This window comes from Ruegeria sp. AB7, assembly GCF_056542625.1.
Map to the genome: position 1 here is coordinate 474744 of NZ_JBQGAC010000002.1, position 24229 is coordinate 498972.

Consider the following 24229-nt stretch of genomic DNA (forward strand, 5'->3'; position numbering starts at 1 on the left):
TTGTTTATGTCGACAATCAACCCATCCAACCGGCTTGCAGATAAGACCGCTCTCATCACAGCAGCTGGCCAAGGCATTGGCCGTGCAACCGCCGAATTGTTCGCTGCCGAAGGCGCACGGGTGATAGCCAGCGACATCAACGATGCTGCGCTTGCCGAATTGGGCGGTATTCCGGGTATCGAACCGCTGCAACTGGACGTAATGGACGATAAGGCCGTTACAGATGCAGCGGTCAATCTGCCGCAACTGGACATTCTGTTTAACTGCGCAGGTTATGTAGCGGGGGGATCAATTCTTGAATGCACTGAAAAGGATTGGGATTTCAGCTTTGACCTCAACGTAAAGGCCATGTTCAGACTGATCCAACTGACTCTACCCGGAATGCTGAAAGCAGGCGGAGGATCGATCATCAATATGTCGTCGGTCGCATCGTCCATGAAAGGCGTGCCCAACCGATTTGCGTATTGCGCGTCAAAAGCAGCGGTGATTGGCCTGACCAAGTCTGTGGCATCCGATTTTGTGACCCAGGGCATTCGGTGCAACGCGATTTGTCCAGGTACGGTGGACAGCCCCAGCCTGCATGACCGGCTTCGCACCACCGGGGATTATGAGCAGGCAATGACTGATTTCATCGCCCGCCAACCGATGGGCCGTATTGGCACAGCGGAAGAGATCGCTGAACTGGCTCTGTATTTGGCCAGTGATGCCAGCAAATACACTTCGGGCCAGCCCTTTGCCATAGATGGCGGCTGGACGATCTGAGCAGGAAGGACCTGACAATGAAACTACTACGCTATGGCCCGAAGGGCGCTGAGAAACCCGGCATTTTGGCCTCAGACGGCTCGGTTCGCGACCTTTCCGGTGTGGTGGATGATATCTCGGGCGATACTCTTGGCGATGTCGTTCTTGAAAAGCTCCGCGCACTAGATTTGGCCAGCCTGCCATTGGTAGACGGCAACCCGCGCATCGGTCCTTGCGTTGGCAATGTTGGAAAGTTCATATGCATTGGCCTGAATTATGCCGATCACGCAGCAGAAAGCGGCATGGATTTGCCTGCTGAGCCCGTGATCTTCTTCAAAGCCACCTCGGCCATCGCCGGCCCCGACGATACCGTAGAAATCCCGCGCGGATCGGTCAAAACCGATTGGGAAGTTGAGCTGGGCGTCGTTATCGGCAAAGAGGCCAAATATGTCTCTGAGGCGGAAGCCATAGACCACGTCGCCGGCTACTGCGTAGTGAACGATTTGTCAGAACGTGACTTTCAGCTTCATCGCTCTGGCCAATGGGTCAAAGGAAAGTCTGCGGACACGTTCGGCCCAATTGGCCCCTGGCTGGTAACACGAGACGAAGTCCCCGACCCGCAAAACCTTCCGATGTATCTTGAGGTAAACGGGCACCGATATCAGGACGGATCAACCAAAACGATGCATTTTGGCGTAGCGACGGTCATCTCGCATCTGTCGCAATTTATGTCTTTGCAACCCGGTGACGTAATTTCTACAGGCACACCCCCGGGTGTTGGTATGGGACAGAACCCGCAGACCTACTTGAATCCCGGCGACAAAATGGAGCTTGGTATTCAGGGTCTGGGCACGCAACGTCAGAACGTCATCCAGGGATGAGAGCGCGCTGTTGGCGAATGCCATATGTAGCCTTGAAGCAACAAAAGTAAGCGAGAAGGTTTTGTCTCAGATAACGCCGCCCGTATACTGATTATCTATCAGGCCAGTATATATTCTTATAGGCGCTTCTCGCGCGATTAATCCGGTATTTGTAGTATCGGATCAGGTTACCGAACATCTTTCTGTTTGCTTCGGGCGTTTCAATACTGAGAAGAGTCATTGTTTTTTAGCAAGCTTTAACAAAGCCTGTCCTTAAATCACGATTCAGCAGGCCCCTAAGCCGGCTAGATGGGGCGCCTTCGCATTAAGGTGAGCAGACCGATACAGCTCTTAATAATACTTATTAAAGTATTTTGCACACTACGCCCAAATGACCTTCTACTCAGTCAATCATTCAACCCATCGCCGCCCTTTCTTTGGCAAGCCACAGCGCAATCATATCCATCATTGATAGGTGCTCACGGCCAATCCGTTATATGCTCACGCGCCTCGAATATGTTTCGGTACGCTATGTTGGTCTTCCCGTTGAAATGTAGTGCCGGGGCGCTCGAAGATAGAAGCGATGGCGTCGTCCCTGCCCTGCCGCGAAAACTGTGTATCTGTTCAGCCGCGACTAACTACATAAATTGTAGATTATCTGCCCTAGTTCCATATCAATACGTTAAGAAACCTTCTACTGATGGCCTGAACTTGTATTCGTCAACTCTGCTCGGAACGTACCTGCCCGAACTACAAAACAAGAATCTGAGGCCGGGCGGTAAAAGCTAAGCGTTTAGATGGTCTCCCAGGGTACCGTATTACACGATTGGTCTTTTTATGCAAAAAAAACGGCGCTGAAATTAACCAGCGCCGCGCTTCGGATCTATCTCGCTAAGCCCGTCTTACCCGTGGGTAAGATCGTCTTCTTCTCGCAGATCCTCGATCAAAGTGGCCACAGCACGTTCTAATTTAGCCCTATCGACACGGGTAAAGTCGAGATCATAGCGAAGTTCGATCCTTCCGCTGGATGCAGAACATTTTGCAATCCCTGCCCTGCCCCTTACCTGAAACGTTGTCTTCGCGCGGCGTGGTTTACCTACGGCTTCAGCCTTTGGCTTAGCGGCGGTCGCATTTTCGATTGTGAGAAAATCGCGAAGAATGGCCACTTCGCGCACGCTGTCGCGATTTGGTTCACTCACCAAAGCCGCACTGACTTGTCGGATCAATCCAGGATCAGAGTCGAGCTTTCGTTTGAGATCAACGCCCACATTCCGTGGAATGTCGTTTGGGTGCATAAGAACCTTTTCCAACATGGCCAGCAAACTCGCAAACGCCCGTATATAGCTGCGCTTGGTATAGCTTGCAGATTTAAACAAGGTTGAAACCGCTTTGTCGACATCCGGACAATCATTGGCGGGGTCTTGCGCATAGGCACGCGCAAGCGCGCCCATTTCCGCAAACGAGATATCCTTTCGGATCAGGTTTTCATCGACCATGCGACGATAGCTATCATCCAGCTCTGCAACGTCAGAAACACCGGCCGGAATCGTCGCAAATCGCGCGTCGCCAGTTTCCTCAAGTAATGCGCGAAATGCCGATAATCTGCGCATTCCTTGAATTAACTCAAAGCGTCCATCGTTGCGACGCTCGACCCGGATCGGGTTCGAAAGACCCACATCCTGAATAGAAGCCTTCAACTCATCCAACTCAGGATCAGGGCCAGGCTTGCGGTCGCGCGTCAGGCGCTCGGTAACAACATCCGCCAATGCGATCTGTTCAGTAACATACCCTTCTGAACGTAGTCGTACAAGCTCGTGCGCTAACCTGTCATTTTCGACTCTGATTGCATCTTCGGTAGTTTGCTGGTCGCGTAGCGCATTAGCGTTCTCGGAGATTGCAGTAGCCATTGGTCCGCGCCTTTTCTCAAGCGCTTTATCCGGAACCTTGCCAACCGGGATTTCTTCCATCGCTGGCATATCGATATCGAACATTCTGCGTTTTCGGCTCATACGTCATCCTCCAGCTTGTCCCAGGCCGATAGCATGACGCCCCGGAATTCATCATAAACATTATCAAATGTCGAACGCGCGCGACGCCAAGTTTCCCTCGTCATCTCACGGTAATCCATCTCATAAACTGAACTCAGGAACCGACCAGATTGCTCGACCGCACGCGTCATCTCGACCGGGTGCTCGGCAAGGTGCTCACCAAAGACTTTGCGGAATGCGTCATACATCGCTGTGTGCAGTGCATTCCCCGGTTCGTAGCGTGTAAGCAAAAACCGAATTTCGCAGAATGTCTTGGGTAAACCAATCTTACCCGTGGGTAAGGTCTTGTCGAAACCATAGGCCAGATCTTCGAGGGCTTCAGCCAACTGTCCAATGAATGAGGTGGTTGAATCGTATTCCCAGTATCCGGGCCCCGACGGGATATACAACATGTCTGCTGCGAACACCGCATTCATCGATTGGTATCCTATCGCAGGCGGGCAATCGAACAGGATCAGGTCATAAGCATCATTCGGTATTTGATCCAGATAGCGAGACACAGCTGCAAAAAAAGACCACTCAGGATTCAGGTGCCGATATTGTGCTGATGCGAATTCGACGAAAGCAGCATTGGCGCAAGAAGGGATCGCATCAATCGTTGACCATGAGGTCTGCTTGATAAAATCAGAAATGCGCAGTTCGCCGAGGCCCATATCCGTGATGGAAGGTGGTAACTCTCGGCGGGGCAGGGCGGTTCCTGACTCCGCAGCCGCAGGGCGGTTATTCATGCGCTCGGTTTCACGGATCAGATCCCGCGCCATGATACCCCAGACGGTGAAATCTTCAGCGACATCGGTCAGACCCATCGAATGGCTGAGCGTCGCCTGAGGGTCAAAATCCACCACTAATACTCGGTAGCCGTCCAGAGCAGCGGCGTGCGCAAGATGCAACGCCACGGTCGACTTGCCAGCCCCCCCTTTGAAATTGGCAACAGCGGCCCGAACCGCCCGCTTGCCCGCAGGGCGTGGGGGAGTGAGCGCTTTGCGATTAACCCTAAGCCGCCGCCTGAGCTCATTTACCTCTTCCAGACTAAACCAACGCTGCCGCCCATCAGGCTCGACCTCGCCTCCCGGCAATGAAGGATCGGCAGCCAGCTTTCCTCGGAAAGTCGATTGGTTCACCTTAAAGATCAGCTCAGACACCTCCCAGCTTGAGAACCGCCTTAGCGTCTTCTCCATCTCAGGGCTGAAAGTCTGCTGGCGAATCCAGCCCTGCAATTTCAGGGACTGGGTGCGCAATGCATTCAGGTCTTCGTGCGTGTACATGCCTCAGTTCTCATTCTTCTGGACGTTATTTTTCTCTCTTTTGTTATTTACGCCCGATTTGCATATTTGGCAAAAGAAATTATTGTAAGGTTGTGATGTTACCCACGGGTAAGAAAATATGGCCGTATCTAGTGCTGACCGATTCGGAACGCTGCTTCTTTCTGCGATCCTCCTGACTTCGGATATCCTACCAGATTTAGGGGGACACAACTCAAGCAAATACGGCATATAGGGGGACATTATTGCTCGATAAGGGGACACCCAGTATGTCCCCCATCACCATAAATTCACCTATTTCTATTATTTTTTGATAGCGAATAGCAGCTACCAAATAGCGTGATCTCAACGAACTCTTGACAGAATCGAAGTATTGGACGCTAATCAGTGAACAATCACGAAAAGCGTTGGGAAACGGCGCGATTACGGCGGGATCAACCCGCATGAGGCAAAAAAGAGCGGTGAGGAAACGGATGCAGGTTGCGAAACCGGTCGGGCGAAATGCGCCTGCACTGAAGTACGATATCTTGTCGGCGCTCGCCGTTCACGCCTTATCAGGTGACAAGCATCGTCATCGCAGTGTTCTTCGCATCATGACATTAATTACCACGCGCTATAACTGGCGCTCCAATGAACTGTCGATTGGTCGGGAAGAGATCGCTCGGTTGTGGTCCGTGAACGAACGCACAGTTAAACGTGAGATGGCTAAGCTGCGCAGCGCAGGCTGGATTGCGGTCAAACGACCCGCCGCTCGGGGTCGGGTTGCGGTTTATGAACTCGACCTCAAGCAGATCATGCTGGACACAATGGAAACCTGGCCCGTCATCGGGACGGATTTCCAAGAACGAATGCAGCAGAAGCCAGAGCGCGATACCAATGTTGTGCCATTTCAGTCAAAGCCATCGATCCCGCCCCCACAGGGTGAAGACGTTTGGGCACAGGTTCAATCGATCCTACATGAGCGTGACCCAGAACTTTGGTCCAGTTGGTTCAAGCATCTGAACGAAGCCGAAAGGGCAGGGGGCCTGGCGACTCTGATTGCACCAACGCGTTTCATGGCGGATTACATCGCACAGAAATGGTCGGGGAGGGTTTTGGCCGCTTATTCGCGTGTAGACCCTTCGGTTCGAACAATCCGCATTGAAGCGGCAGAATAGGGCGCGGGCTTGCTCAACTGGCAACAGGCGACTATCTAGCGGAAACTGTTTATGAGCGCGTCAGATGTGACATAGCTCGATCCTGATCACAGTGGACATGTGCATTGCAAAAGATCAAATCAAAATTTGCGGCCGTATTGAGTGATTCCGTCCTGTGGCGACTGCTCTCCGAAAATATGCGCGAGCAAATGGTCCCTTATACGATCGCGATCATCGCGATGGTATTTGTTGCGGCAACCACAGCAGGTATCGCCTTTATCATGCGTGATGTGGTGGATTCGCTGTTTGACAGTGAAAACTCAGCCAAGATTTTTGGCGTTTCGATGACCGTGTTCACGATTTTCCTGGTCAAAGGCATTGCAACCTACGTCCAGATTGTGGCCCTTACACGTGCTGGGAACCGGATTGTCTCGAAACAGCAGATCAAGCTTTACGACAAGCTTTTGCGGCAAGGGGTGTCATTCTTCAATTTGACCGAAAGCTCGGATCTGTTGTTGAAGGTGACGCAAACGGCCCTTGCTGCGCGCACTGTGATCGAGATCATGGTTACTACCGCTGTTCGTGACATGCTCACCCTGATCGGATTGCTCGCCGTGATGTTCTATCAGCAGCCAATCTTGTCGCTCTTTACCCTGATCGTCGGCCCTTTGGCGATTCTAGGCGTTCGGAAGCTTCTCCGCAAAGTTCGAGAGATTGCTGATATGGAACTGCAGGGGATGGGAACGATCATGAAGGTCATTCAGGAAACCTCGGCAGGTATTCGCGTGGTTAAGTCCTTCGGGCTGGAGGAACGCATGGCCCTCGAGATGAATTCGGCGGTGAAAAGCGTTGAGAAGCGCCGCAACAAGCTTGCGCGTCTGCAAGCTGCGACGAGCCCGTTGACGGATATATTGGCCGGTTTTGCAATCGCCTCGGTCATCGGATTGAGCGCTGGCAAGCTGTTTGGCGCTGCAGCGTCCACTCCGGGTGAACTGATGTCATTCGTGACAGCTGTGATGATGGCTTATGAGCCCGCGAAGCGCTTGACCAAAGTGCGGGTTAAAATGGAGCTGGGTCTGCGCCGGGTGCAAATGCTGTTCAATATGTTGGACGAGCCGGATACCCTACCGGAAGAGGCCAATCCCAAAAGCCTGCCCGACGGCCCGCGAGAGGTCGTGTTTGACGACGTTACATTCGGGTATCGCCGCAGCGATCCGATTCTGAAGGGTCTTTCGCTTACATTCGAAGCCGGACAAACCACCGCTCTCGTTGGTCTGTCCGGCGGCGGCAAGTCGACCATTCTGAATTTGGCCCTGCGCCTCTATGACCCGACCAGTGGCTCGGTATCGATCGATGGTCAGGATATCAAATACGCCTCGTTCAAATCACTGCGCCAGAACATGTCGTTCGTCGGGCAAGAGACGTTTCTGTTTTCGGCCTCAATCGCCGACAACATCCGATTTGGCCGTGAGGGTGCCTCGCAAGACGACGTGATCGAGGCTGCCAAGGCCGCGAATGCCTATGACTTCATCATGTCGCTTGAGAAAGGCTTTGACACTCTGGTTGGCGAAAATGGTGCCTTCCTGTCCGGTGGTCAAAAACAGCGCCTTGCGATTGCGCGCGCGCTTCTGCGCGACAGCCCGATCCTGCTGTTGGACGAACCAACTAGTGCGCTGGACTCGCGGTCGGAACATCTGGTTCAGGAAGCCTTGGGCCGCCTGACCGAAGGGCGTACGACAATCATCGTGGCTCACAGGCTTTCAACCATCATGCATGCGGACAAGATCGTCGTGATTGAGGCTGGTGAAGTTCTTGAGCAGGGCAGCGCCCAACAGTTGCTGAAGAAACCGGGGCCATTCAAAACCCTGTATGACCATCAGTACTCGAACGCCGTCAATGCCGAATGATCCCGACGTGATCCAACGGCCTGACATTACACAGGCGCGTTCGCCCCTGAGCGCGTCAGTGATCATCCCGACCTATCAAAGCTGGGACCAATTGCAGCTTTGTCTGGATGGGCTCGCCTCTCAGACACTGAACACAAACCAGTTCGAGATACTTGCAGTCAACAATGATCCGACCGACCCCATGCCAGACGGGTTTCGCCTGCCCGCCAACGCCCGCATCCTAAGTGAGGCAAAACCCGGCTCATACGCAGCGCGCAACCGGGGAATCGAAGAAGCCGCCTCGGAGCTACTGTTTTTCACCGACTCCGATTGTCAGCCTGACCCACTCTATCTAGAGGCCGGGTTGAAAATAGCCGAAGACCACCCCGAGGTTAATCGCTTTGGTGGCAATGTTGTGCTGATCCCGAACGGGCAGGATTGGAAGACGACCGAACTCTATGATGTTCATTTGGGATTAGAGCAAAAAAAATGGGTGGAGCGTGGGCGCGCGGTTACGGCCAATCTGATCGTTCGGCGGGAGCTTATGGATCGCATCGGTCGGTTCAACGACACGGTGTTGTCCGGCGGGGACATGGAATGGAATGATCGTGCACAATCTGCGGGCGAAGCGATTGTGTTTGCCGAAGACGCCATCGTCCGTCACCCGGCGCGCGACAGTCTTGGGGATCACATCACCAAAGCCCGTCGTATTGAGGGTGCTAGGCTGCGCCGCAATGCCAAGCGCGGCATCGTAAATTACATCCCGCCTTTGCAGAAATTGATCCCTTCCTTCAAGACGTTGAAAAACCTTCTGAGGAATCAGGATCTGTCAACCAAACAGGCTTTTGGTGTGTGGGGCGTTCACTATGTGATCCGCGTTGCAAAAATTACGGAAACCATTCGGCTTCTCTGGCTGCGGAGGCCTGACCAGCGGAAGTAGTGGCCACTGGCAATGATAAACCACCTTCAGACCATGACGCTACGCGTTCTGGTTCGGCTTAATTCAAGTTGATCCTTACGGTAGGACTCTTGGACAAGTGACTGCGGCACACTTTGTGTTCGCCGCTCGACCAATTAGCTTTGTTTAACATGACGCTCTGGAAATCAATGTACTCTAGCATTGAGCTCTTTCATCACAGCTGGTGGCACGATTAAATTCGATCTCCGCGTTCGCGTATACTGATGGTCAGTACTTTGTTCATATCTGATCACGCTGATCCAGGTACCGATTGCACAGGGCGTTGACCGTTGCGTGCAGGATGATGGTAAGTACCGCCAACACAATCAGCGCGGCGAACATCAGGTCGGTTTTGGCACGGCCATTGGCCAACAACATCAGATATCCCAGCCCACGCGACGCTCCGACCCATTCACCGATGACGGCACCGATGGGAGCATAGACAGCAGCCAGACGCAGGCCGCTGGCAAATCCGGGCAGAGCAGATGGAATACGGATGTGCCACATTACTCGGGCGGGCGACGCCCCCATGACCCGAGCCAGATCCAGCCAGTCTCGATTATTGCGCATTAGTGCATCAAAGAAAGACGAAGTGACCGGGAAATAAATGATCAGCAGAGCCATAGCGATCTTAGCTTCGAGCCCGAAGCCAAGCCACAGGGTCAGAATCGGTGCGAGGGCAAAGACGGGGATGGTCTGGGAAAACACCAAAATCGGTCGCACCAGCGCGCGTGCTAGCGGTGAGGCGGCAAGGCCGATGGCCGACAGCCCGCCCAGCACTGCGCCAAGGGCCAGCCCGATCAGCACTTCGGTCGCGGTGACCAGCCCATGCTCCAGCAGAAGGTTGCGGCTGTTCCAAATGGTTTCGGAAACCAGCGCTGGCGGGGGCAAGATAAAACGCGGCAAGCCGGTGGCCCAAACCACCAGTTGCCAAAGCGCTACTGCCATTGCGGTGGCGGCGATACCCGCACGCCAACCTGTCATCGGGCTACCGGGAAGCCTGCCCATGCGGCATCGAAAAAGGCACGCTCAAGGGCGACGGCCTTGCCGAAGGTTGCAGCGACCTCGGCCTGTGCCTGGTCCGAAAGGGTCGACCAGATCGCGTCCAATTGCCCACGTAGGTAGGCGACCACACTTTCGAACCCGTCGCCTGAGTGCAGAGTGATCCATTCCCCCAGCCAGAACGGCAGATCTTCGGCGCGGGCTTCGACCGGGCTGGCCCAATCCAGATAGACCCATTCCGCGACCACCAACACCGCCAGCATCCGCTCGTAGCGCCCGGATGTGCGGGCTTCGTCCATCAGGGCCTGAAACGCCAGGGTTTCGGGTGCGGCTTCGCTTGCCTGGGGCAAGTCCAGCGCGTCTAATGCACGCAGGAAGTACGTGTTCTCTGGCCCGCAGATCTGGCCCAGAAAGCGCGCGCCCGGCACAGCATCGGCGAGGTTGGGTGCATGCGCCACTGCTGAGGCCAGCAGCCGCACAAAGCCTTCCACGAAAAGGTAATCCTGCTGTAAATAGCCAGCCATTTTGTCGTGATCGAGCATTCCGGTTGCCAGCGCATTGGTAAAGTCATGTGTCGTGGCCGCTGTCCAGTCGTCCTGGTTCAGCGCCCTGAGAGTTTCGCTTGCGCTCATCTGTTCGTCCTGAGTTGTTGAAGCAGCGCGGCCTGGATGCCCAGCACGCCCGGATCATCAACAGGGCGCGGGATGCTGCCCATTGGAGTTTCGACCGGGTGCAGCCCGTCGCGCGTCATGATCATGATGTTCTGCCCCAGCCGCGCCACTTCGGCCGGGTCATGGGTGATAAGCAGCACCGTACGTCCCTTCAGCAGCTGTGCGGTGAGGTCCTGCATATGCACCCGAGTCAGGGCATCAAGGGCGGAAAAAGGTTCGTCCAGCAGCACAATGGGGCGGTCTTCCATCAGGGTTCGGGCCAAGGCCACTCGCTGTCTCTGCCCACCGGAGAGCTCTCCCGGTTTCTTGTCTAGATGCGCGCCTAGCCCAACTTGCTCCAGCACGTGCTCGGCTCGATCCCGGTCAAGCGTCTCGCCGCGCAATCGTGCCCCTATTGCCACATTGTCGAGCGCTGATAGCCAAGGCAGCAACAAATCACTCTGCGCCATTAGGGCCACCCGCCCGGCCAGCGCGCCACAGTCCGAGGCCCAGATTTCACCGTCCAAAGAAACATGGTCTCCCAGTCCGGCCAGAAGCTTGAGCACTGTAGATTTGCCGACACCACTGGCCCCCAGAAGACAGGTCCAACGCCCTGCATCAAGTCGCAGATCAATGCCGCGCGCGATGGATGTGTCGCCAATCGACAGTGATCCGCGCAGATACAGGGCGGGGGCCGGGCTCATGGCTGCGATGCCATGCCCCAAAAGCCGACCTCAAGCTCGGTCGCCTTGTGGAAGCGGTCGCAAAGATTTGCCCAACGTGGGCAGTTTTGCGGGTCATCCCCGATGCGCCGCGCTACTACGCCATCGATCAGCGCGCCAACATCGCAGCAGACCTGCTGGTAATCTTCCCCGCCATAAGTGTTGATCCAATCGGCATAGGTTTCTGAGGTCTTTGCCACCGAAAGCTCCGCCCCGATCACACCATAGCCCATGACGCAGGGGGCCAGTGTGGCCAGCAGATCAAGCATATCCCCTGAATGCCCGGCATCCAGCACATAGCGTGTATAGGCAAGATTAGCCTGACGCTCTTGCGTTGCAATAAGTTCTTCCTCGGAAATCCCAGCCTTGGCACAGATGCCGATATGCAGGGCAAGCTCGTCATTGATCAGTGCATTCACGGTCCCCGCGGCGAGGCGCATATCCGCGACGGTCTCGGCCTTGGTCACCACCAGCGCCCAAGCGCGGGCGAAATGGATCAGAAAGACATAATCCTGCTTGAGATAGTGCAGAAACGCTGCGCGCGGGAGGGTTCCATCACCCATGCCCCGCACGAATGCGTGGCGGGTATAGGCAGGCCAGGTTTCCCCGGCCGCCGCTCGCCACGCCTCAAATGAGGTACCGTAGTTCATTGTGCCCCCAGATCGACCGCGATTTTCGATACCGGGCGGGTGCCCTCGACCAGGCCGCTTTTGGCCAGAAATTCCTCGAAGCGGATGTAGCGGCCTTCGTCCAGCGCCTCAGGACGCAAGGCAAAGCGGGGTAGGGTGTCGACCCAGGCCTTTGCATTCAGCTCGTCGTCCAGCTCTTCCGCGTAGCTTTTGAAAACCTCCCAGCTTTCATCCGGGTTGTTGACGATGTATTGCGTGGCCAGCTCGGTGGCGCGCAGGAAGCGGCGCACCTTGTCCTTGTCCATCAGCTCGGGGTTGGCGACATAGATCAGCTCGTCATATGTCGGCACGCCTTCTTCTTCGACATAGAAGCATCGGCCTTCGACGCCTTCAATTTCCATCTGGTTCACCTCAAAATTGCGATAGGCACCGATCACCGCATCGACCTGCCCGGACATGACCGAGGGGCTGAGCGAGAAGTTGACGTTGATCATCTCGATCTCGTCCAGCGCGACGCCGTGCTTGCCCAACATGGCACTCAGCACCGCTTCTTCTACGCCGGCAACTGAGAACCCGATCTTGCCGCCCTTTAGCTGGCTGATCTCTTGAATCGGGCCGTCCTTTAGTGTCAGAAGACAGCTGAGCGGTGTCGCCACAAGTGTACCTACGCGCATCAGCGGCAGACCTTCGGCTACCTGTAGGTGCTGGTTTGGTTGGTAGCTCACGGCGATGTCACCCTGCCCAGCGGCCACCAGTTTCGGTGGGGCCGAGGGATCAGCAGGCGGCACAATCTCGACCTCAAGATTCTGGTCTGCGAAATAACCCTTTTGCTGCGCCACGATGATCGGACCGTGATCAGGGTTCACGAACCAATCCAGCAGCAGAGTCATCTTGTCTTGTGCCAGCGCCGGTGTAGCCATCAGCATCGCCGCTACGGTCAGAAAATGTTTCAATTCGGTTTCCTCGTTTCAGTTGTTGTCACCTAGGGCCAGAAGTTTGATTTCGGGCCCGTTTTTCGTGGAAATCCGCATCGCCGCCTGCCAGGCCCGAAGACCGGAACGGCAGGCAAGGATGAGGCGTCTGTTGTTTTGCAAAAGGGGGTCACGCGGATCGATTTCATCGACACTGAGGCGCCGAGCCCCGGCCAGCTCCGGGCCAGTTTCATCTGCGGCGCGTAGGTCGATTACCAGATCGTCGGCCCGAAGCATTTCGCGCGCTATGAAGTCCGGCTCTGGTGCAGGATCCGGTGCGCCGTCAAAGCGAAAACCGCCAAAGCGCATGCTGGTGGCCTCATAGGTCACCAGACGCCCCATTGGCGTAAGGTCCCCGCTCAGCACCGCAACCGCGATCTGCGCTTGCAGACTGCCGATCATACCCACCGTCGGGCCAAGCACGCCATCGGCGTCACAGGAAACCAGCCTTGCAGGCAGATCCGGGAACAGCGCGCGCAGACCCGGAGCCTTGTGGCAGAAGCCCCCGACATAGCCCTCCGAGCCCACCACGCTGGCGCTGATCAGCGGCAAATCGGCAGCAAGGCAAACATCCGAGGCCACATAGCTGGCGGCAAAACTGTCGGCGCAATCCAGCACCAGATCGACGTCCTGACAAAGTTGCTGGGCATTGGCCGGATCAAAGCGGGTTTCGACCGGTTCGATCCGCACCTCATCATTCAGCGCCATCATTTCACGCGCTGCCACCTGCACTTTGGGCTGCCCAATGTCGCGTTCGCGGAACAGCGTTTGGCGGTGCAGGTTCGACAGGCTTATCTTATCAGCATCAACCAAGCGGATGCGGGCCACACCGGCCCCAGCCAGATATTGCAGTACCGGTGCGGCAAGCCCTCCTGCGCCGATCACCAGCACATGCGCGGTGCGCAGGCTTTCCTGCCCCGACGCGCCAAAGCTAGGTACAGCAATCTGGCGGGCATAGCGGCTCATGGGCAGATCCTTAGCCATTCGCGTACACGGGCCTCTGGGTCGTCCTTCAAGGTGATGTCGGTCACGGCGGACACGATGTCGGCCCCGGCGGCGAAAGCACCCGGCGCGCGCTCGACCGACATGCCACCTATCGCCACAAGCGGAATAGGTCCGATCCGCGCCTTCCAGTCGGTCAGCTTTTCGACACCCTGCTGGTGCCACTTCATCTTCTTGAGGATGGTCGGATACACCGGCCCAAGCGCCACATAGTCCGGCTGCAAAACCAGCGCACGCTTAAGCTCTGCTTCGTCATGGGTTGAGACGCCAAGTTTCAACCCGGCGGCCCGGATCGCGTCAACATCAGCGGTGTCCAGATCTTCCTGCCCCAGATGCACCCAGTCGCAGCCAAGCTCAATCGCCAGTTCCCAATAGTCATTGACCACCAACAGCGCGCCGTGGTCGCGGCACAAATCCCGCGCCTCCGCCAACTGCGCGCGCACCGCATCCAGGGGATGTTCCTTGATGCGCAGCTGCACCAACCGCACTCCGAGCGGCAGCATTCGGCGCAGCCATGAGATGTCATCGAATATCGGGTAGAACGACGGCAGCGTCACAGCATGGCCTTTCCGAAAACAGGTGTTGAGGGCGCGGCCATGTCGCGCGGTTCCATAGCATCGGCACCGAAGGCCAAGGCACCGGCTTCAACCGCGCGGGCAAACGCTTGGGCCATCGCCGCCGGATCACCTGCCTTAGCGACCGCCGTGTTCAGCAGCACCGCATCATAGCCGATTTCGATGGCCTGTGCCGCCTGTGATGGCAGGCCCAGCCCTGCATCAACCACAAGAGGCACCTCGGGAAAATGAGCCCGTACCGAGCGAAGGCCGTAAAGGTTGTTCAGCCCCAGTCCGGTGCCGATCGGCGCCCCCCAAGGCATCAACACACGACAGCCAGCCTCGATCAGTTTCTCACACAGCACCAAGTCTTCAGTGCAATAGGGGAAGACGTCGAACCCTTCGTCGGCGAGAATGCGCGCCGCCTCTGCAAGGCCGAACGGGTCGGGTTGCAGCGTGTCGGCATGGCCGATCACTTCCAGTTTGATCCAGTTGGTTTCAAACAACTCGCGCGCCATCTGCGCTGTGGTGACAGCTTCACGTACCGAGTGGCACCCGGCGGTGTTGGGCAACACCTCGACACCCAAATCACGGATCAGAGACCAGAAATCCTGCCCGGCCCTTTCACCACCCGCCTCGCGACGCAGCGACACCGTGGCAATGCCTGCGCCCGAACGTCGAAACGCATCGGCGAGCACTGCGGGCGACGGATACTGCGCGGTGCCCAACATCAGGCGCGACGCTATTTCCTTGCCGTAGAATTCCGGCATGTCAGCCCCCCTGCTGCGGCGAAACCAGCTCGATCCGGTCCCCATCGGAAAGCATGTGCGCCGCACGTGTTGATGCCGGAACGAACACCTCGTTCACCGCCGTGGCCAGTTTGTCATTGCCTTTGCCAAGTTCGATCAGAAGATCGGCAAGGCTGGGGCCCTTGGCCTCGGTGACCTCACCATTCACCATCAGTTTCATGTGGTTCTCCCCGGTGTTTCATACGCGCTTTTCGTGCCTTCGCAGTTCTCGTACCAAAGCGCGGGCTGCGTGCCGCAGGTCACCAGATCTGCCGCCATCTCCGCCAACGCCGGAGCAAGCAGATAGCCATGCCGGAACAGCCCGTTCACCATGATGCGATCTTCGAAATGGCGGATGCGCGGCTGATTGTCCGCGAAGGCCGGGCGGGCATCGACGCCAATTTCCAGCAGCTCGGCCTCACCAAATGCCGGGTGCAGCGCATAGGCCGCATTCATTAGTTCCATCACGGATCGCAGGTTTGCGCGGGTGCGCTGCCCACTTTCGATCTGGGTTGCGCCCAACATGAATACGCCATCGCCGCGCGGTACGATGTAGAGCGGGAAACGAGGATGCAGCAGCCGCACGGGACGCGATAGCGACAGGTCCGGGCAGCGCACGATGAGCATCTCACCCTTTACCCCGCGCAAATCGCTCAGCCGATCCTGCGCGGCCAGACCACGGCAGTCGATGACCTGACCCAGCGTTTCGCTTGTGGTCAGAAACTCAACGCCCGAGGCCACCAGCTGCGCATGCAACCCGGTCAACATCGGGCGGGGATTGAGATGCGCTTCACTCGCGATGAACAACGCCTTGCCGAATTGCTCGGCCAGATGTGGCTCATGGAGGGCGATGCCCTCACGGTCCAGCCATTCCACACCTTCGGTGCGCCGTGCAAATGTCACCAGCTCGCTCTGATCCCGACCCAAAGCGACAACCATGGTACCGTTCCGGATCACATCCTGGCCGAACTGCGCCCCCTGCTTTTGCCACCAATCCGCTGCTTTGCGCCCGTGTTCCACAACGGGCTGTTCGGCGACAGCGCCCTCGCATTCCGGTGCCAACATGCCCCCGGCCCACCAGCTGCAGGAATGCGTATTCACGGGACCTGCCGGGTCGATCATCCGTACGGAAACACCGCGTGACACCAGCTCGGCTGCAACGCAAAGCCCGGCAACCCCTGCACCCAGTATGGTGACAGCGCTCATGCCCACATCTCGTGAAAATGATGCACCGGGCCGTGGCCTTGTCCAATCTCCAACCCGTCGGCACGTTTTATTGCAGCGTGCAGCCAGCCATGCGCCCGCCGCACCGCAGTCTCAAGATCCATGCCCCGCGCAAGGCAGCCCGCAATTGCTGCGGAATAACTGCAGCCAGTACCATGCGTGTTGCGGGTCGCGATCCGCGGTGCCCCCAGCGTGACAACGAACCCTGACTTTGCCAGCACATCAAGGCACTCAATGCCATCGGCGTGGCCGCCCTTGATTAGAACCGCCTTAGGACCTAGCGCTAGCAACGGCGCAACCAGTCCGGCACTGTCGCCCTTATGGGTTTGTCCCAGCAGCTTGTCCGCCTCGGGCAGGTTTGGTGTCAGCAGGTCAGCGCGCGGCAGAAGATACTGCTTCAGCGCGGCAATCGCTTGATCTTCAAGCAGGGCGACCCCGGATTTCGCCACCATGACGGGGTCGAGGACGACAGGTCCGGAAAAACCTTCCAATGCACGGGCCACTGTTTCGACCAATAATGGCGTACCCAGCATTCCGATCTTGATGGCGTCTATGCGGATGTCGTCTAGGACCGCCTTGATCTGAGCCGCGACCACATTGTCGGGTACCGGATGTACTGCGGTCACGTCACAGGTATTCTGCGCGGTTATCGCGGTCACCACGCTGCAACCGAACACGCCCATTGCGCCGAAGGATTTAAGATCTGCCTGAATTCCCGCGCCGCCCCCGCTGTCGGAACCGGCAATCGTCAATGCTGTCGCAACCATGGCACATCCCTCATTGTCATGGTCAGGATGTGCGTGGAAAGACCCGTAGCCTGCGTTGTGACACGAGTTGTGACACGGGGCGCCCGGTATGCCTGTTTCCTCCGCCGGTCCTAACCGGGTCAGGTTCAATGGGTTTGCATGTCTGCATCTCAGCCCCGAGGGGCACCCCAACAGATGGTTACCGATTATTGATGAGATCAGGTCTCGTCAACAGTTTTGTTGCACACCGTATGATGGGTGCGGCTTCGCTTTGAGCTTTGCAGTTAACTCGGGGTGTCGCCGGTGTCGCAAAATGGTGGTGTTTCCAGATGCTATGACCGGAAAACGGCACAATAAGACAGGGACACCCAGCGCCGACATCGTGGTCGTTGACCCAGCCCCGCGATCCGAGATTGTAGGCAGAAACAGTTCTTTGAGGTCTTGTCACAAGTTCCCGTCCGCAGATGCACATAGTTGCAACGAATAAATTGCTATGGGCAAATTCAGGTCACAAGTCGGCTAAACGTTTCATTTCAGGGCGCTCAACTGCCTTGGCCAATTCGCATAGTTCGAAAATGCTCGTCTCAATGACGCGGTTCAGCCAAGATCTCGTGTGCAGGTCCAAACAACCCTCCAGGACAAATCGTCCAGCCGTAGAAAACCCGCGTTCGAAAGAATCCTTTTACAGGCCCGGACACCTTTGTGCCCATAAATGAGGCGATGGAATTCAATAACAATGGCTCGAATGCCCGACAGGTCCGCATTCCTCAAGAAATCCAGTTCCGCCCCCTCAATATCCATCACAAGAACCGTCGGAGCGAACTCTCGTTTCACCGCTTCGAAGTCCGCTTTAGCTACGCGCACTGATGTTGTTGATTCACCTTCATTATCAAAAACTGAAGACCCTAGATATGAAGCGTCAATATGAAACGGAATAGAGTCGGGATCCTTTGGATTGGCGCTTAGTATCGCATTCCGGACTTCGATCCGGTCTGAAAGCCCATTTAGGGCATGTAAACGACGGATGTGTGGAATTAGATTTGGATTGGCTTCAAAACTGAGAATAGCCTCTGGTTTGTTCTCGAGCGCGACAACACCACTCACGATACCCAGACCGGCGCCCATTTCCAGAATACGATCCTCAGGTTGAACGACGCTCAAAGCGCCATCCATTTCCCAGCTTTCATAGTTGTCCTGCTCGATCAGATTCATGATCGTTTCGTCCAGAAATGGCGATGAAGGTATCTTCAATCCACGGTACTGGATCGCAACATCAGGGTTCGTTTCGGTCATACTTGCTCCATTCCAAGGATGAGCGGTCGGTAGAGCATGTTTTGCATAAGGTCAGACTATTTGCATCAAACATCATGTCGGTAATCTCGCATAGAGGTCCGACATATTCATCTTCAGAACATCGTTGAACCACTCAACCGACAAGTCAAACTCGTGTTCAGGATAATAAGTATCCAAACCCCGGAAAGGGCGGACCTGCACATCATCGAGAAGACCATGACCCCTTAGTCTTTCTTCGGTGTCCTTGTCGTATTTTCGGATAATGTCATGAAGCTCTTGAACAGCATTCATAGAAGATGAATTTTTCAGGAATTGGACCTGTTCATAGCGGAAATCGTTGCTGCCCTTAGGTGATTCATATGTGCCCATATCATGATATCTCAGCAATTTGAGCATCCAGTGGATTTCGGTCAGTCCGTCAAAGTGACAAATGACCGATTGTTGAGAAACATGTCGCTTGATGTTGCCTCTCCACCGCTGTGGCGCATGAACACCTAACTTGATGTTTTTCCCCGTTCGGGTGGCGCTTTTTCCGAAACGATGCGCACAAAATCCTCTGTCGCTGTACTTGAGTCGTTCTTCTCCGAATAAGCTTCGGGCGACATAGCCGCGGGTGTGCTTAGGCTTCAGCATAAGACCACCAAAAAGTCCGGGTGTGGTGTCCTCGGTTGAAAACACACGCTCGCCATTAGGAATTGAAATCGTATCGACATCCGAGGGCAGGTCAGCAAGCTCTTGTGCAAAGTCATCGGCTTGCAGATACTCATCCGCATCGAGGAAAAGCATCCAATCGACTTTTGCTTCTCGATAGGCTTTTGTCGCTATCAGCCTTTGGCGTCTGAAACTGTTTTCTGGATAAGCATAGTCCCAGTTTCTTCGAAAAAACGTGTCATCCATCACTTCAACGCGACAGTTCGGTATCTGAGCCAGAAGTTGCCGCGCTTTCGGATCATCACCATCAAGAAAGATAAAGATCTCTTGCGCGCCGAGTGACGCATAATAGGAAGCAAATATAGCCACCAGCTCTGGCGGCTCTTTGACCATGGTAACGACACCCCAGGTGGCCATCTTCAAAGGAGTCCTGTGTTTGGGAAGAGCCAAATTCGCTGATTGCACGTCTTTAGAGTCACCGGCTTCCTCTATTGCCCAGTAAGTCTGGATTTGTGGCAACCTTGATCGGTGAATTTTCCGCCTTAAGCAAGAGCATCCTGAGGTCTTATTGGACGATCCGATTTAAGACAGTTTGGGTGATCTTGCGACCTTTGTCGGGGAGGACTGAGAAAACTGGACCAAAGTTGAGGTAACCAAACAATTACTGCTTATTGCGAGCCCCTATAGTTTGATCGTTACCGCTCGTTCTTTTTCGCGAAACACAAAGGTGCGAGAATTCTGACTAACGGACCTGCGCTACAGACAGTTCATATTGGACGGTTGGGTCACCATCACAATTGCGGCTGTATCGGGATCATTAAACCAGTGGATCGAATACCGGAGCCATGCTAATGCGGAGCAAGTGAAAAACATAACGGGCATCGATCCAGCATGGATATTTCTCCAGTAATTTCATCGTTTTGGCATGGATCCAGTCTGACTTTTTTCGAGCAACTCTGCCTCAAAAGCTTTGTGGATCACGGCCATAAGGTCAAGTTGTACTCTTTGAATGAAATCACGAATACACCACCGGGCGTTGAAAATGCGGATGCACGTATTTTCTTGCCTGACCACCTGAAAATATGGCGAAACGAAAAGCGAAACAGCGCTTATGCCCCGTTGTCGGATTTTTTCAGGATCAACATGCTTCGGGAATCCGACGAAATCTGGATGGATTGCGATATGTTGTGTATGCAGCCGATCCCCGACATTCCGTATATTTTCGCAAAAGAGAAACGCTATTTTAACAATGCGGCTCTCCGGCTGCCGCACAGTTCTCCAACATTGCAGGGTATGCATGACTTTATGAACGGGTCCGAGATCGTGATCCCCAATGACTGGCCGTGGAAAAAAAATATTGATGTTTCCATCGGCAAGTCCAATGAAGACGGCTCTTTCTCGGTACCGTTGGAAAACCTGTCGCAGCTGCCATTTTATACGTTCGGGCCTCAGGCTATCTCTTATTTTTTGGGCAAGAACGGTGAAGTTAAACACGCCCTGCCACCCGAGTCATTCTATTCCCAAGAACCTACGGCCATGCGCTTGAATTATTTCCGGCCGCGGTTTTCCCGCATATCGCTCGATGAAAACGCGTTGGGGGTTCATCACATTGGCGGCTCGAGCATGCGCAAGAAATACAATATGGATGGTGGGTTTCCTTTGCCGCATCCCAACAGCCAGGTCGCCAAGCTATGCAAGAAACATGACATCGATCCCTCTAAGGCGATGCCACAGGATGTGCTGAAGTCTGTTGACCAAGATTAAAATGTCTGGGCAAGTCAGAAGCGCCAGTATGTGTCCAAGTTTCGGACGATCGGAATCAAAAACACTAGGCGTCATCTGCTAACACCGTAGTGCCAAGTTGTTCGGCAGACAGTTCCCCAACCGGCCACTGTATTGAGTACAACGTGCAACAACTTGGCAATCAAAGTAATGGCGGTCGCTTCAGGCAAGGATGATAAACTGCGACACTGTCAACATATTCGATTGTCCTACTGCGGATGGAGCCTTTACTTTTTCTGGCGTAGAAATTTCACTACGATTACTTGCAGCGGCGCAGGTACGGCCATATCAGAATACTGGGGTGAATAGGGCCGAATGTTATGAAGCCCGAACACAGATCTTGGATTAATCTGGGGTCCAGTTTATGGGATAGGCGAATGTCAAAGAAGCTGGCTACAGATCACAAGGATATTCGCCGATCATCTATCCCGGCCTTTAACACCAGAAGACCGACTAAAAGCATGTCTTTGTCGACCCGGTCGCTCTGACCGGGTGTGAACAAAGATGTCTACGCTTAACGATAATGATCTGAACCAACCTCCTCAGCCTGATCAAGGATGGTCACGTGAACTTGTTGCACTTGAGCGGGCTATCGTGGTTCCGCCCGCAGTCTCCGATACGGTGCAGGAAGCCGGTGTTCTGACTGAAGACCGGGAATATTGCGCGCATGGGGCGCTTTGGCGGGGAAAGCGTGCCATGACCACCCAACCGGTATCGCCAACAGACCCTTTGCCGCAATTGTCGGGTCGCTGGCTTTATGCCGGGCTGTTATGGGTACACTTTGGTCATTTCCTGGCTGAAAGCACCGCACGTCTTTGGCCGCTGCCGGCAATCGCGAAGGATATTGATGGGGTCCTCTTTACCCCCAAGCGACCCGCCAATGGGGATGAAACACGCCCTATGCAGCATAATTTTTTTACGCTTCTGGGTATTGATCTTCCAATCAAAGTGGTGACCGAGCCAACTCAGATAGAACATCTGCATGTGCCCGGTCAGGGGTTTGGGCTGGGTCCGATTGTGGCGGGAACGCCTGAATATCGTGCCTTGATCCATCAAAATTTTGGCGCCGACGTTCCCCCTGATGGGCCGGAGCGGCTTTATATCTCGCGCGCAGGTCTTGGAATACGGCGGGGTGGCGTTATCGGAGAAGAGTTTCTCGAAGAGAATTTGCGCCAGAACGGGTACGAGATTTTCTATCCGGAACAACACCCGATGGAAAAGCAGATCGCGCGTTACAAAGCCGCCCGTCAGATCGTTGCACTAGACGGGTCGGCACTGCATCTTTTTGCTCTGGTAGGCCGTCCAGATCAGCAGGTTGCAATGATCCCGCGCCGCACTTCTTCGGTGCATCACAATATCTCAGCTCAGCTAGCGGCCTTTTGCGGGCAAGAGCCTTTAGTCGCCAATGCCATTCGCACTGATTGGGTATTGGCTTCGCGCGGTCGGCCCAACCGCCATTCACTTGGAGAGCTTGACATGTCCAGATTGCATAAAATGCTTGCCGATGCAGGATTTGTCTCACCTGATCTGGCCTGGGAAGAAATGTTCTGGCGGCAGCGGCGGCGAACCATCCGAAAACTGGAAAAAGCCCTTGGCGACCAGCTGGTTCCCATCCATCAAGAGCCCGCTGACTAATGCAGCTAATCCTGGATATACGCGACACAGCTCGGGATCAGGCGCGCCAAGCCAATGGGGTTGCGTCTGTTTTGAGTATCGATAATGCGGATTTGCAGCAGCAACTGGTTACGTTCGCGCAGATTACGCGGCGAAGACGTGCAAAGGCCGAGCCGCCCGAATTTTTGCCCGCACTCGCCAGTGCGATTGCTAATGAGCGACCGCGGTTCATGCTTTTGGCCATGCCAGGGCTAGCAGAAAACCTCACCACGGAAGTCTCTGTTGGTCGAGTCCACGAAGTTTTGGGGCAATTGGCGGCCGACATCCTGATTTTGACTGATCTTGATTCAGGATCTGATCGCGCCAGAATTTGGGCCACACAATTTGGTGCCGATGCGATAGTTAACCGGATTGAATGGCCAGATGATCTGACTGCGCAGCCTCCTGCATTCTTTACCCTGGCCTCCTCTGCAAAAGAAGAATCCACTCCAAAAGAAGTGCTGCCATTTGCCCGTCGCTTCTTGCCGCGCAATGACCTGACAAGTTTTGACGAAAGTCGACCCATGGGTGACACGGTGCCGGTGGACCTCAGGCCGCCAGAGGGTTCCAGCGGCACGGTGCTGATCGGTTGCATGAAAAACGAAGGCCCATTCTTATTGGAATGGATTGCATACCACCAATCGATCGGGGTGCATCACTTTGTTATCTATACCAATGGCTGCGAGGATGGCACGGATCTGATGCTGGATGCGCTGGCCAAAACCGGTCTGGTCACGCATGTCGACAACAACAAATGGAAGGGCAATTCCCCGCAACAGTGGGCTCTGAACCAGTCTGCAAAGCTCAAGGTGGTCAAACGTGCTGATTGGGTTATCCATATTGATGTGGATGAGTTTATCAACATCCGCTTTGGTAACGGGACACTGCCGGAACTTTATAGGCGCCTGCCCGAGGGAGTCAGCAATATTGCCATGACCTGGCGGCAATTTGGGTCGGCCGGGATAAAGACCTACGAAGACAGGCCGGTCCTGGCGCAATTTGACCGATGCGCTCCGTCATATCTGCCCAAACCGCATACCGCTTGGGGCTTCAAGACCGCCACCAGGAATATTCGTGCCTATCGCAAACTAAGCTGTCACCGGCCAAATAAGCTGAAAGAAGCAAAAGCCGAAAAGGTGCTATGGGTCAATGGATCGGGTCAGGATATCACGCACAAAGTGGCAAAGAATGGCTGGAGGTCCGATATCAAGACCATCGGCTATGAGCTGGTCCAGCTAAACCACTACGCACTAAGATCTGCGCAGTCTTTCTTGGTCAAGCGCCAGCGTGGACGGGCCCTGCATGTGGATCGCACTGTCGGGCGCAACTATTGGATACGGATGGATTGGAACCAGTATCAGGACGTTACTATCCAACGCAACCTGGCCAGATTGTCAGTGGCGATGGAAGCGTTGCTAGCCATTCCGCAGATTGCGCAGCTACACGAAAGAGCTGTTGCCTGGCACCAGGCTAAGATTGAGTTTTTGATGGATGAGCCCGAGTTTCGCAACCTTTATGACGAAATCACGAGCATCGAACTTGAGGATTTGCAACGGATCCGCGCCATCATAGATGCGGATATGCATAGCTGACTTGTCCTGCCGCGATGAACCGATTCTTAGAACGGCCCGGTTGTCGCAGATAGCGTGCGGCTTGATATTCATTCGCCAA

General features: G+C 55.1%; 23 protein-coding genes and 1 riboswitch. Of the genes, 8 read left to right on the forward strand and 15 right to left on the reverse strand.

Annotated elements, in window-relative coordinates:
- Nucleotides 1–6 precede the first annotated feature (6 nt).
- Both ACR0EN_RS08155 and ACR0EN_RS08160 read left to right on the forward strand, forming a co-directional pair.
- Complete coding sequence (locus ACR0EN_RS08155) at nucleotides 7–762, forward strand: SDR family oxidoreductase (RefSeq protein ID WP_170611774.1); 756 nt, start codon at nucleotides 7–9, stop codon at nucleotides 760–762.
- A 17-nt stretch (nucleotides 763–779) separates the two neighbouring features.
- Nucleotides 780–1622: a fumarylacetoacetate hydrolase family protein gene (locus tag ACR0EN_RS08160; protein WP_170818246.1), complete on the forward strand. Its 843-nt coding sequence runs from the start codon at nucleotides 780–782 to the stop codon at nucleotides 1620–1622.
- An 881-nt stretch (nucleotides 1623–2503) separates the two neighbouring features.
- Here ACR0EN_RS08160 and ACR0EN_RS08165 read toward each other — a convergent pair.
- Nucleotides 2504–3610, reverse strand: a complete 1107-nt coding sequence (locus ACR0EN_RS08165) for a ParB/RepB/Spo0J family partition protein (RefSeq protein WP_480586123.1) — start codon at nucleotides 3608–3610, stop codon at nucleotides 2504–2506.
- Complete coding sequence (locus tag ACR0EN_RS08170; RefSeq protein WP_480562138.1) at nucleotides 3607–4914, reverse strand: AAA family ATPase; 1308 nt, start codon at nucleotides 4912–4914, stop codon at nucleotides 3607–3609. Before ACR0EN_RS08170 ends, ACR0EN_RS08165 begins: the two co-directional genes overlap by 4 nt.
- A gap of 470 nt (nucleotides 4915–5384) precedes the next feature.
- On the opposite strand from ACR0EN_RS08170, the gene ACR0EN_RS08175 reads away from it, so the two are divergent.
- The 3 genes from ACR0EN_RS08175 (at nucleotide 5385) to ACR0EN_RS08185 (ending at nucleotide 8873) form a co-directional block, all read left to right on the forward strand.
- The gene (locus ACR0EN_RS08175; protein WP_170394163.1) at nucleotides 5385–6068 is read left to right on the forward strand and encodes a DnaA N-terminal domain-containing protein; all 684 of its coding nucleotides are present in this window, start codon (nucleotides 5385–5387) and stop codon (nucleotides 6066–6068) included.
- A gap of 188 nt (nucleotides 6069–6256) precedes the next feature.
- Entirely contained in the window at nucleotides 6257–7954 is a 1698-nt protein-coding gene (locus ACR0EN_RS08180) for an ABC transporter ATP-binding protein (protein ID WP_480586126.1), read from the forward strand.
- Nucleotides 7944–8873 (forward strand): glycosyltransferase, encoded by a 930-nt coding sequence (locus tag ACR0EN_RS08185; protein ID WP_170625835.1) that lies wholly within the window; start codon nucleotides 7944–7946, stop codon nucleotides 8871–8873. The genes ACR0EN_RS08180 and ACR0EN_RS08185 overlap by 11 nt, the downstream gene beginning before the upstream one ends.
- A 258-nt stretch (nucleotides 8874–9131) precedes the next feature.
- Here the strand turns inward: ACR0EN_RS08185 and ACR0EN_RS08190 are convergent, their stop codons facing one another.
- From ACR0EN_RS08190 to ACR0EN_RS08250, 13 genes are all read right to left on the reverse strand, one after another.
- Nucleotides 9132–9875, reverse strand: a complete 744-nt coding sequence (locus ACR0EN_RS08190; RefSeq protein WP_480586129.1) for an ABC transporter permease — start codon at nucleotides 9873–9875, stop codon at nucleotides 9132–9134.
- A complete protein-coding gene (locus ACR0EN_RS08195; protein ID WP_480586132.1) occupies nucleotides 9872–10525 on the reverse strand; it encodes a TenA family protein in 654 nt (217 codons plus the stop codon). Before ACR0EN_RS08195 ends, ACR0EN_RS08190 begins: the two co-directional genes overlap by 4 nt.
- Complete coding sequence (locus tag ACR0EN_RS08200) at nucleotides 10522–11247, reverse strand: ABC transporter ATP-binding protein (protein ID WP_170407469.1); 726 nt, start codon at nucleotides 11245–11247, stop codon at nucleotides 10522–10524. The genes ACR0EN_RS08195 and ACR0EN_RS08200 overlap by 4 nt, the downstream gene beginning before the upstream one ends.
- Entirely contained in the window at nucleotides 11244–11915 is a 672-nt protein-coding gene (tenA, locus tag ACR0EN_RS08205) for a thiaminase II (protein WP_170407472.1), read from the reverse strand. The genes ACR0EN_RS08200 and tenA overlap by 4 nt, the downstream gene beginning before the upstream one ends.
- Nucleotides 11912–12820 carry an ABC transporter substrate-binding protein gene (locus tag ACR0EN_RS08210; protein WP_480586471.1) on the reverse strand — a complete coding sequence of 303 codons (909 nt, stop codon included), beginning with the start codon at nucleotides 12818–12820 and terminating at the stop codon, nucleotides 11912–11914. The genes tenA and ACR0EN_RS08210 overlap by 4 nt, the downstream gene beginning before the upstream one ends.
- A gap of 42 nt (nucleotides 12821–12862) precedes the next feature.
- Nucleotides 12863–13831, reverse strand: a complete 969-nt coding sequence (locus tag ACR0EN_RS08215; RefSeq protein WP_170596314.1) for a HesA/MoeB/ThiF family protein — start codon at nucleotides 13829–13831, stop codon at nucleotides 12863–12865.
- On the reverse strand, nucleotides 13828–14424 hold the full coding sequence (locus ACR0EN_RS08220) for a thiamine phosphate synthase (RefSeq protein WP_480586135.1): 597 nt from the start codon (nucleotides 14422–14424) through the stop codon (nucleotides 13828–13830). Before ACR0EN_RS08220 ends, ACR0EN_RS08215 begins: the two co-directional genes overlap by 4 nt.
- Nucleotides 14421–15191 carry a thiazole synthase gene (locus tag ACR0EN_RS08225; RefSeq protein WP_170423085.1) on the reverse strand — a complete coding sequence of 257 codons (771 nt, stop codon included), beginning with the start codon at nucleotides 15189–15191 and terminating at the stop codon, nucleotides 14421–14423. The genes ACR0EN_RS08220 and ACR0EN_RS08225 overlap by 4 nt, the downstream gene beginning before the upstream one ends.
- Before the next feature lies 1 nt (nucleotide 15192).
- Complete coding sequence (gene thiS / locus ACR0EN_RS08230; protein WP_170423083.1) at nucleotides 15193–15390, reverse strand: sulfur carrier protein ThiS; 198 nt, start codon at nucleotides 15388–15390, stop codon at nucleotides 15193–15195.
- Nucleotides 15387–16415 (reverse strand): FAD-dependent oxidoreductase, encoded by a 1029-nt coding sequence (locus ACR0EN_RS08235; protein ID WP_480586139.1) that lies wholly within the window; start codon nucleotides 16413–16415, stop codon nucleotides 15387–15389. The genes thiS and ACR0EN_RS08235 overlap by 4 nt, the downstream gene beginning before the upstream one ends.
- Nucleotides 16412–17200, reverse strand: a complete 789-nt coding sequence (thiD, locus tag ACR0EN_RS08240; protein ID WP_480586142.1) for a bifunctional hydroxymethylpyrimidine kinase/phosphomethylpyrimidine kinase — start codon at nucleotides 17198–17200, stop codon at nucleotides 16412–16414. Before thiD ends, ACR0EN_RS08235 begins: the two co-directional genes overlap by 4 nt.
- Nucleotides 17201–17279: 79 nt before the next feature.
- Nucleotides 17280–17380, reverse strand: a riboswitch (TPP riboswitch).
- A gap of 396 nt (nucleotides 17381–17776) precedes the next feature.
- The gene (locus ACR0EN_RS08245) at nucleotides 17777–18472 is read right to left on the reverse strand and encodes an FkbM family methyltransferase (RefSeq protein WP_170509380.1); all 696 of its coding nucleotides are present in this window, start codon (nucleotides 18470–18472) and stop codon (nucleotides 17777–17779) included.
- A gap of 72 nt (nucleotides 18473–18544) precedes the next feature.
- Nucleotides 18545–19540, reverse strand: coding sequence for a glycosyltransferase family 2 protein (locus ACR0EN_RS08250; RefSeq protein WP_480586145.1), 996 nt, complete (start codon nucleotides 19538–19540; stop codon nucleotides 18545–18547).
- Between the two features lie 474 nt (nucleotides 19541–20014).
- On the opposite strand from ACR0EN_RS08250, the gene ACR0EN_RS08255 reads away from it, so the two are divergent.
- The 3 genes from ACR0EN_RS08255 (at nucleotide 20015) to ACR0EN_RS08265 (ending at nucleotide 24150) form a co-directional block, all read left to right on the forward strand.
- A complete protein-coding gene (locus ACR0EN_RS08255) occupies nucleotides 20015–20887 on the forward strand; it encodes a hypothetical protein (protein ID WP_170647002.1) in 873 nt (290 codons plus the stop codon).
- A gap of 522 nt (nucleotides 20888–21409) precedes the next feature.
- Entirely contained in the window at nucleotides 21410–22540 is a 1131-nt protein-coding gene (locus ACR0EN_RS08260) for a glycosyltransferase family 61 protein (RefSeq protein ID WP_170596297.1), read from the forward strand.
- Between the two features lie 71 nt (nucleotides 22541–22611).
- Nucleotides 22612–24150 carry a glycosyltransferase family 2 protein gene (locus ACR0EN_RS08265; RefSeq protein WP_480586148.1) on the forward strand — a complete coding sequence of 513 codons (1539 nt, stop codon included), beginning with the start codon at nucleotides 22612–22614 and terminating at the stop codon, nucleotides 24148–24150.
- The last annotated feature ends 79 nt before the right edge of the window (nucleotides 24151–24229 follow it).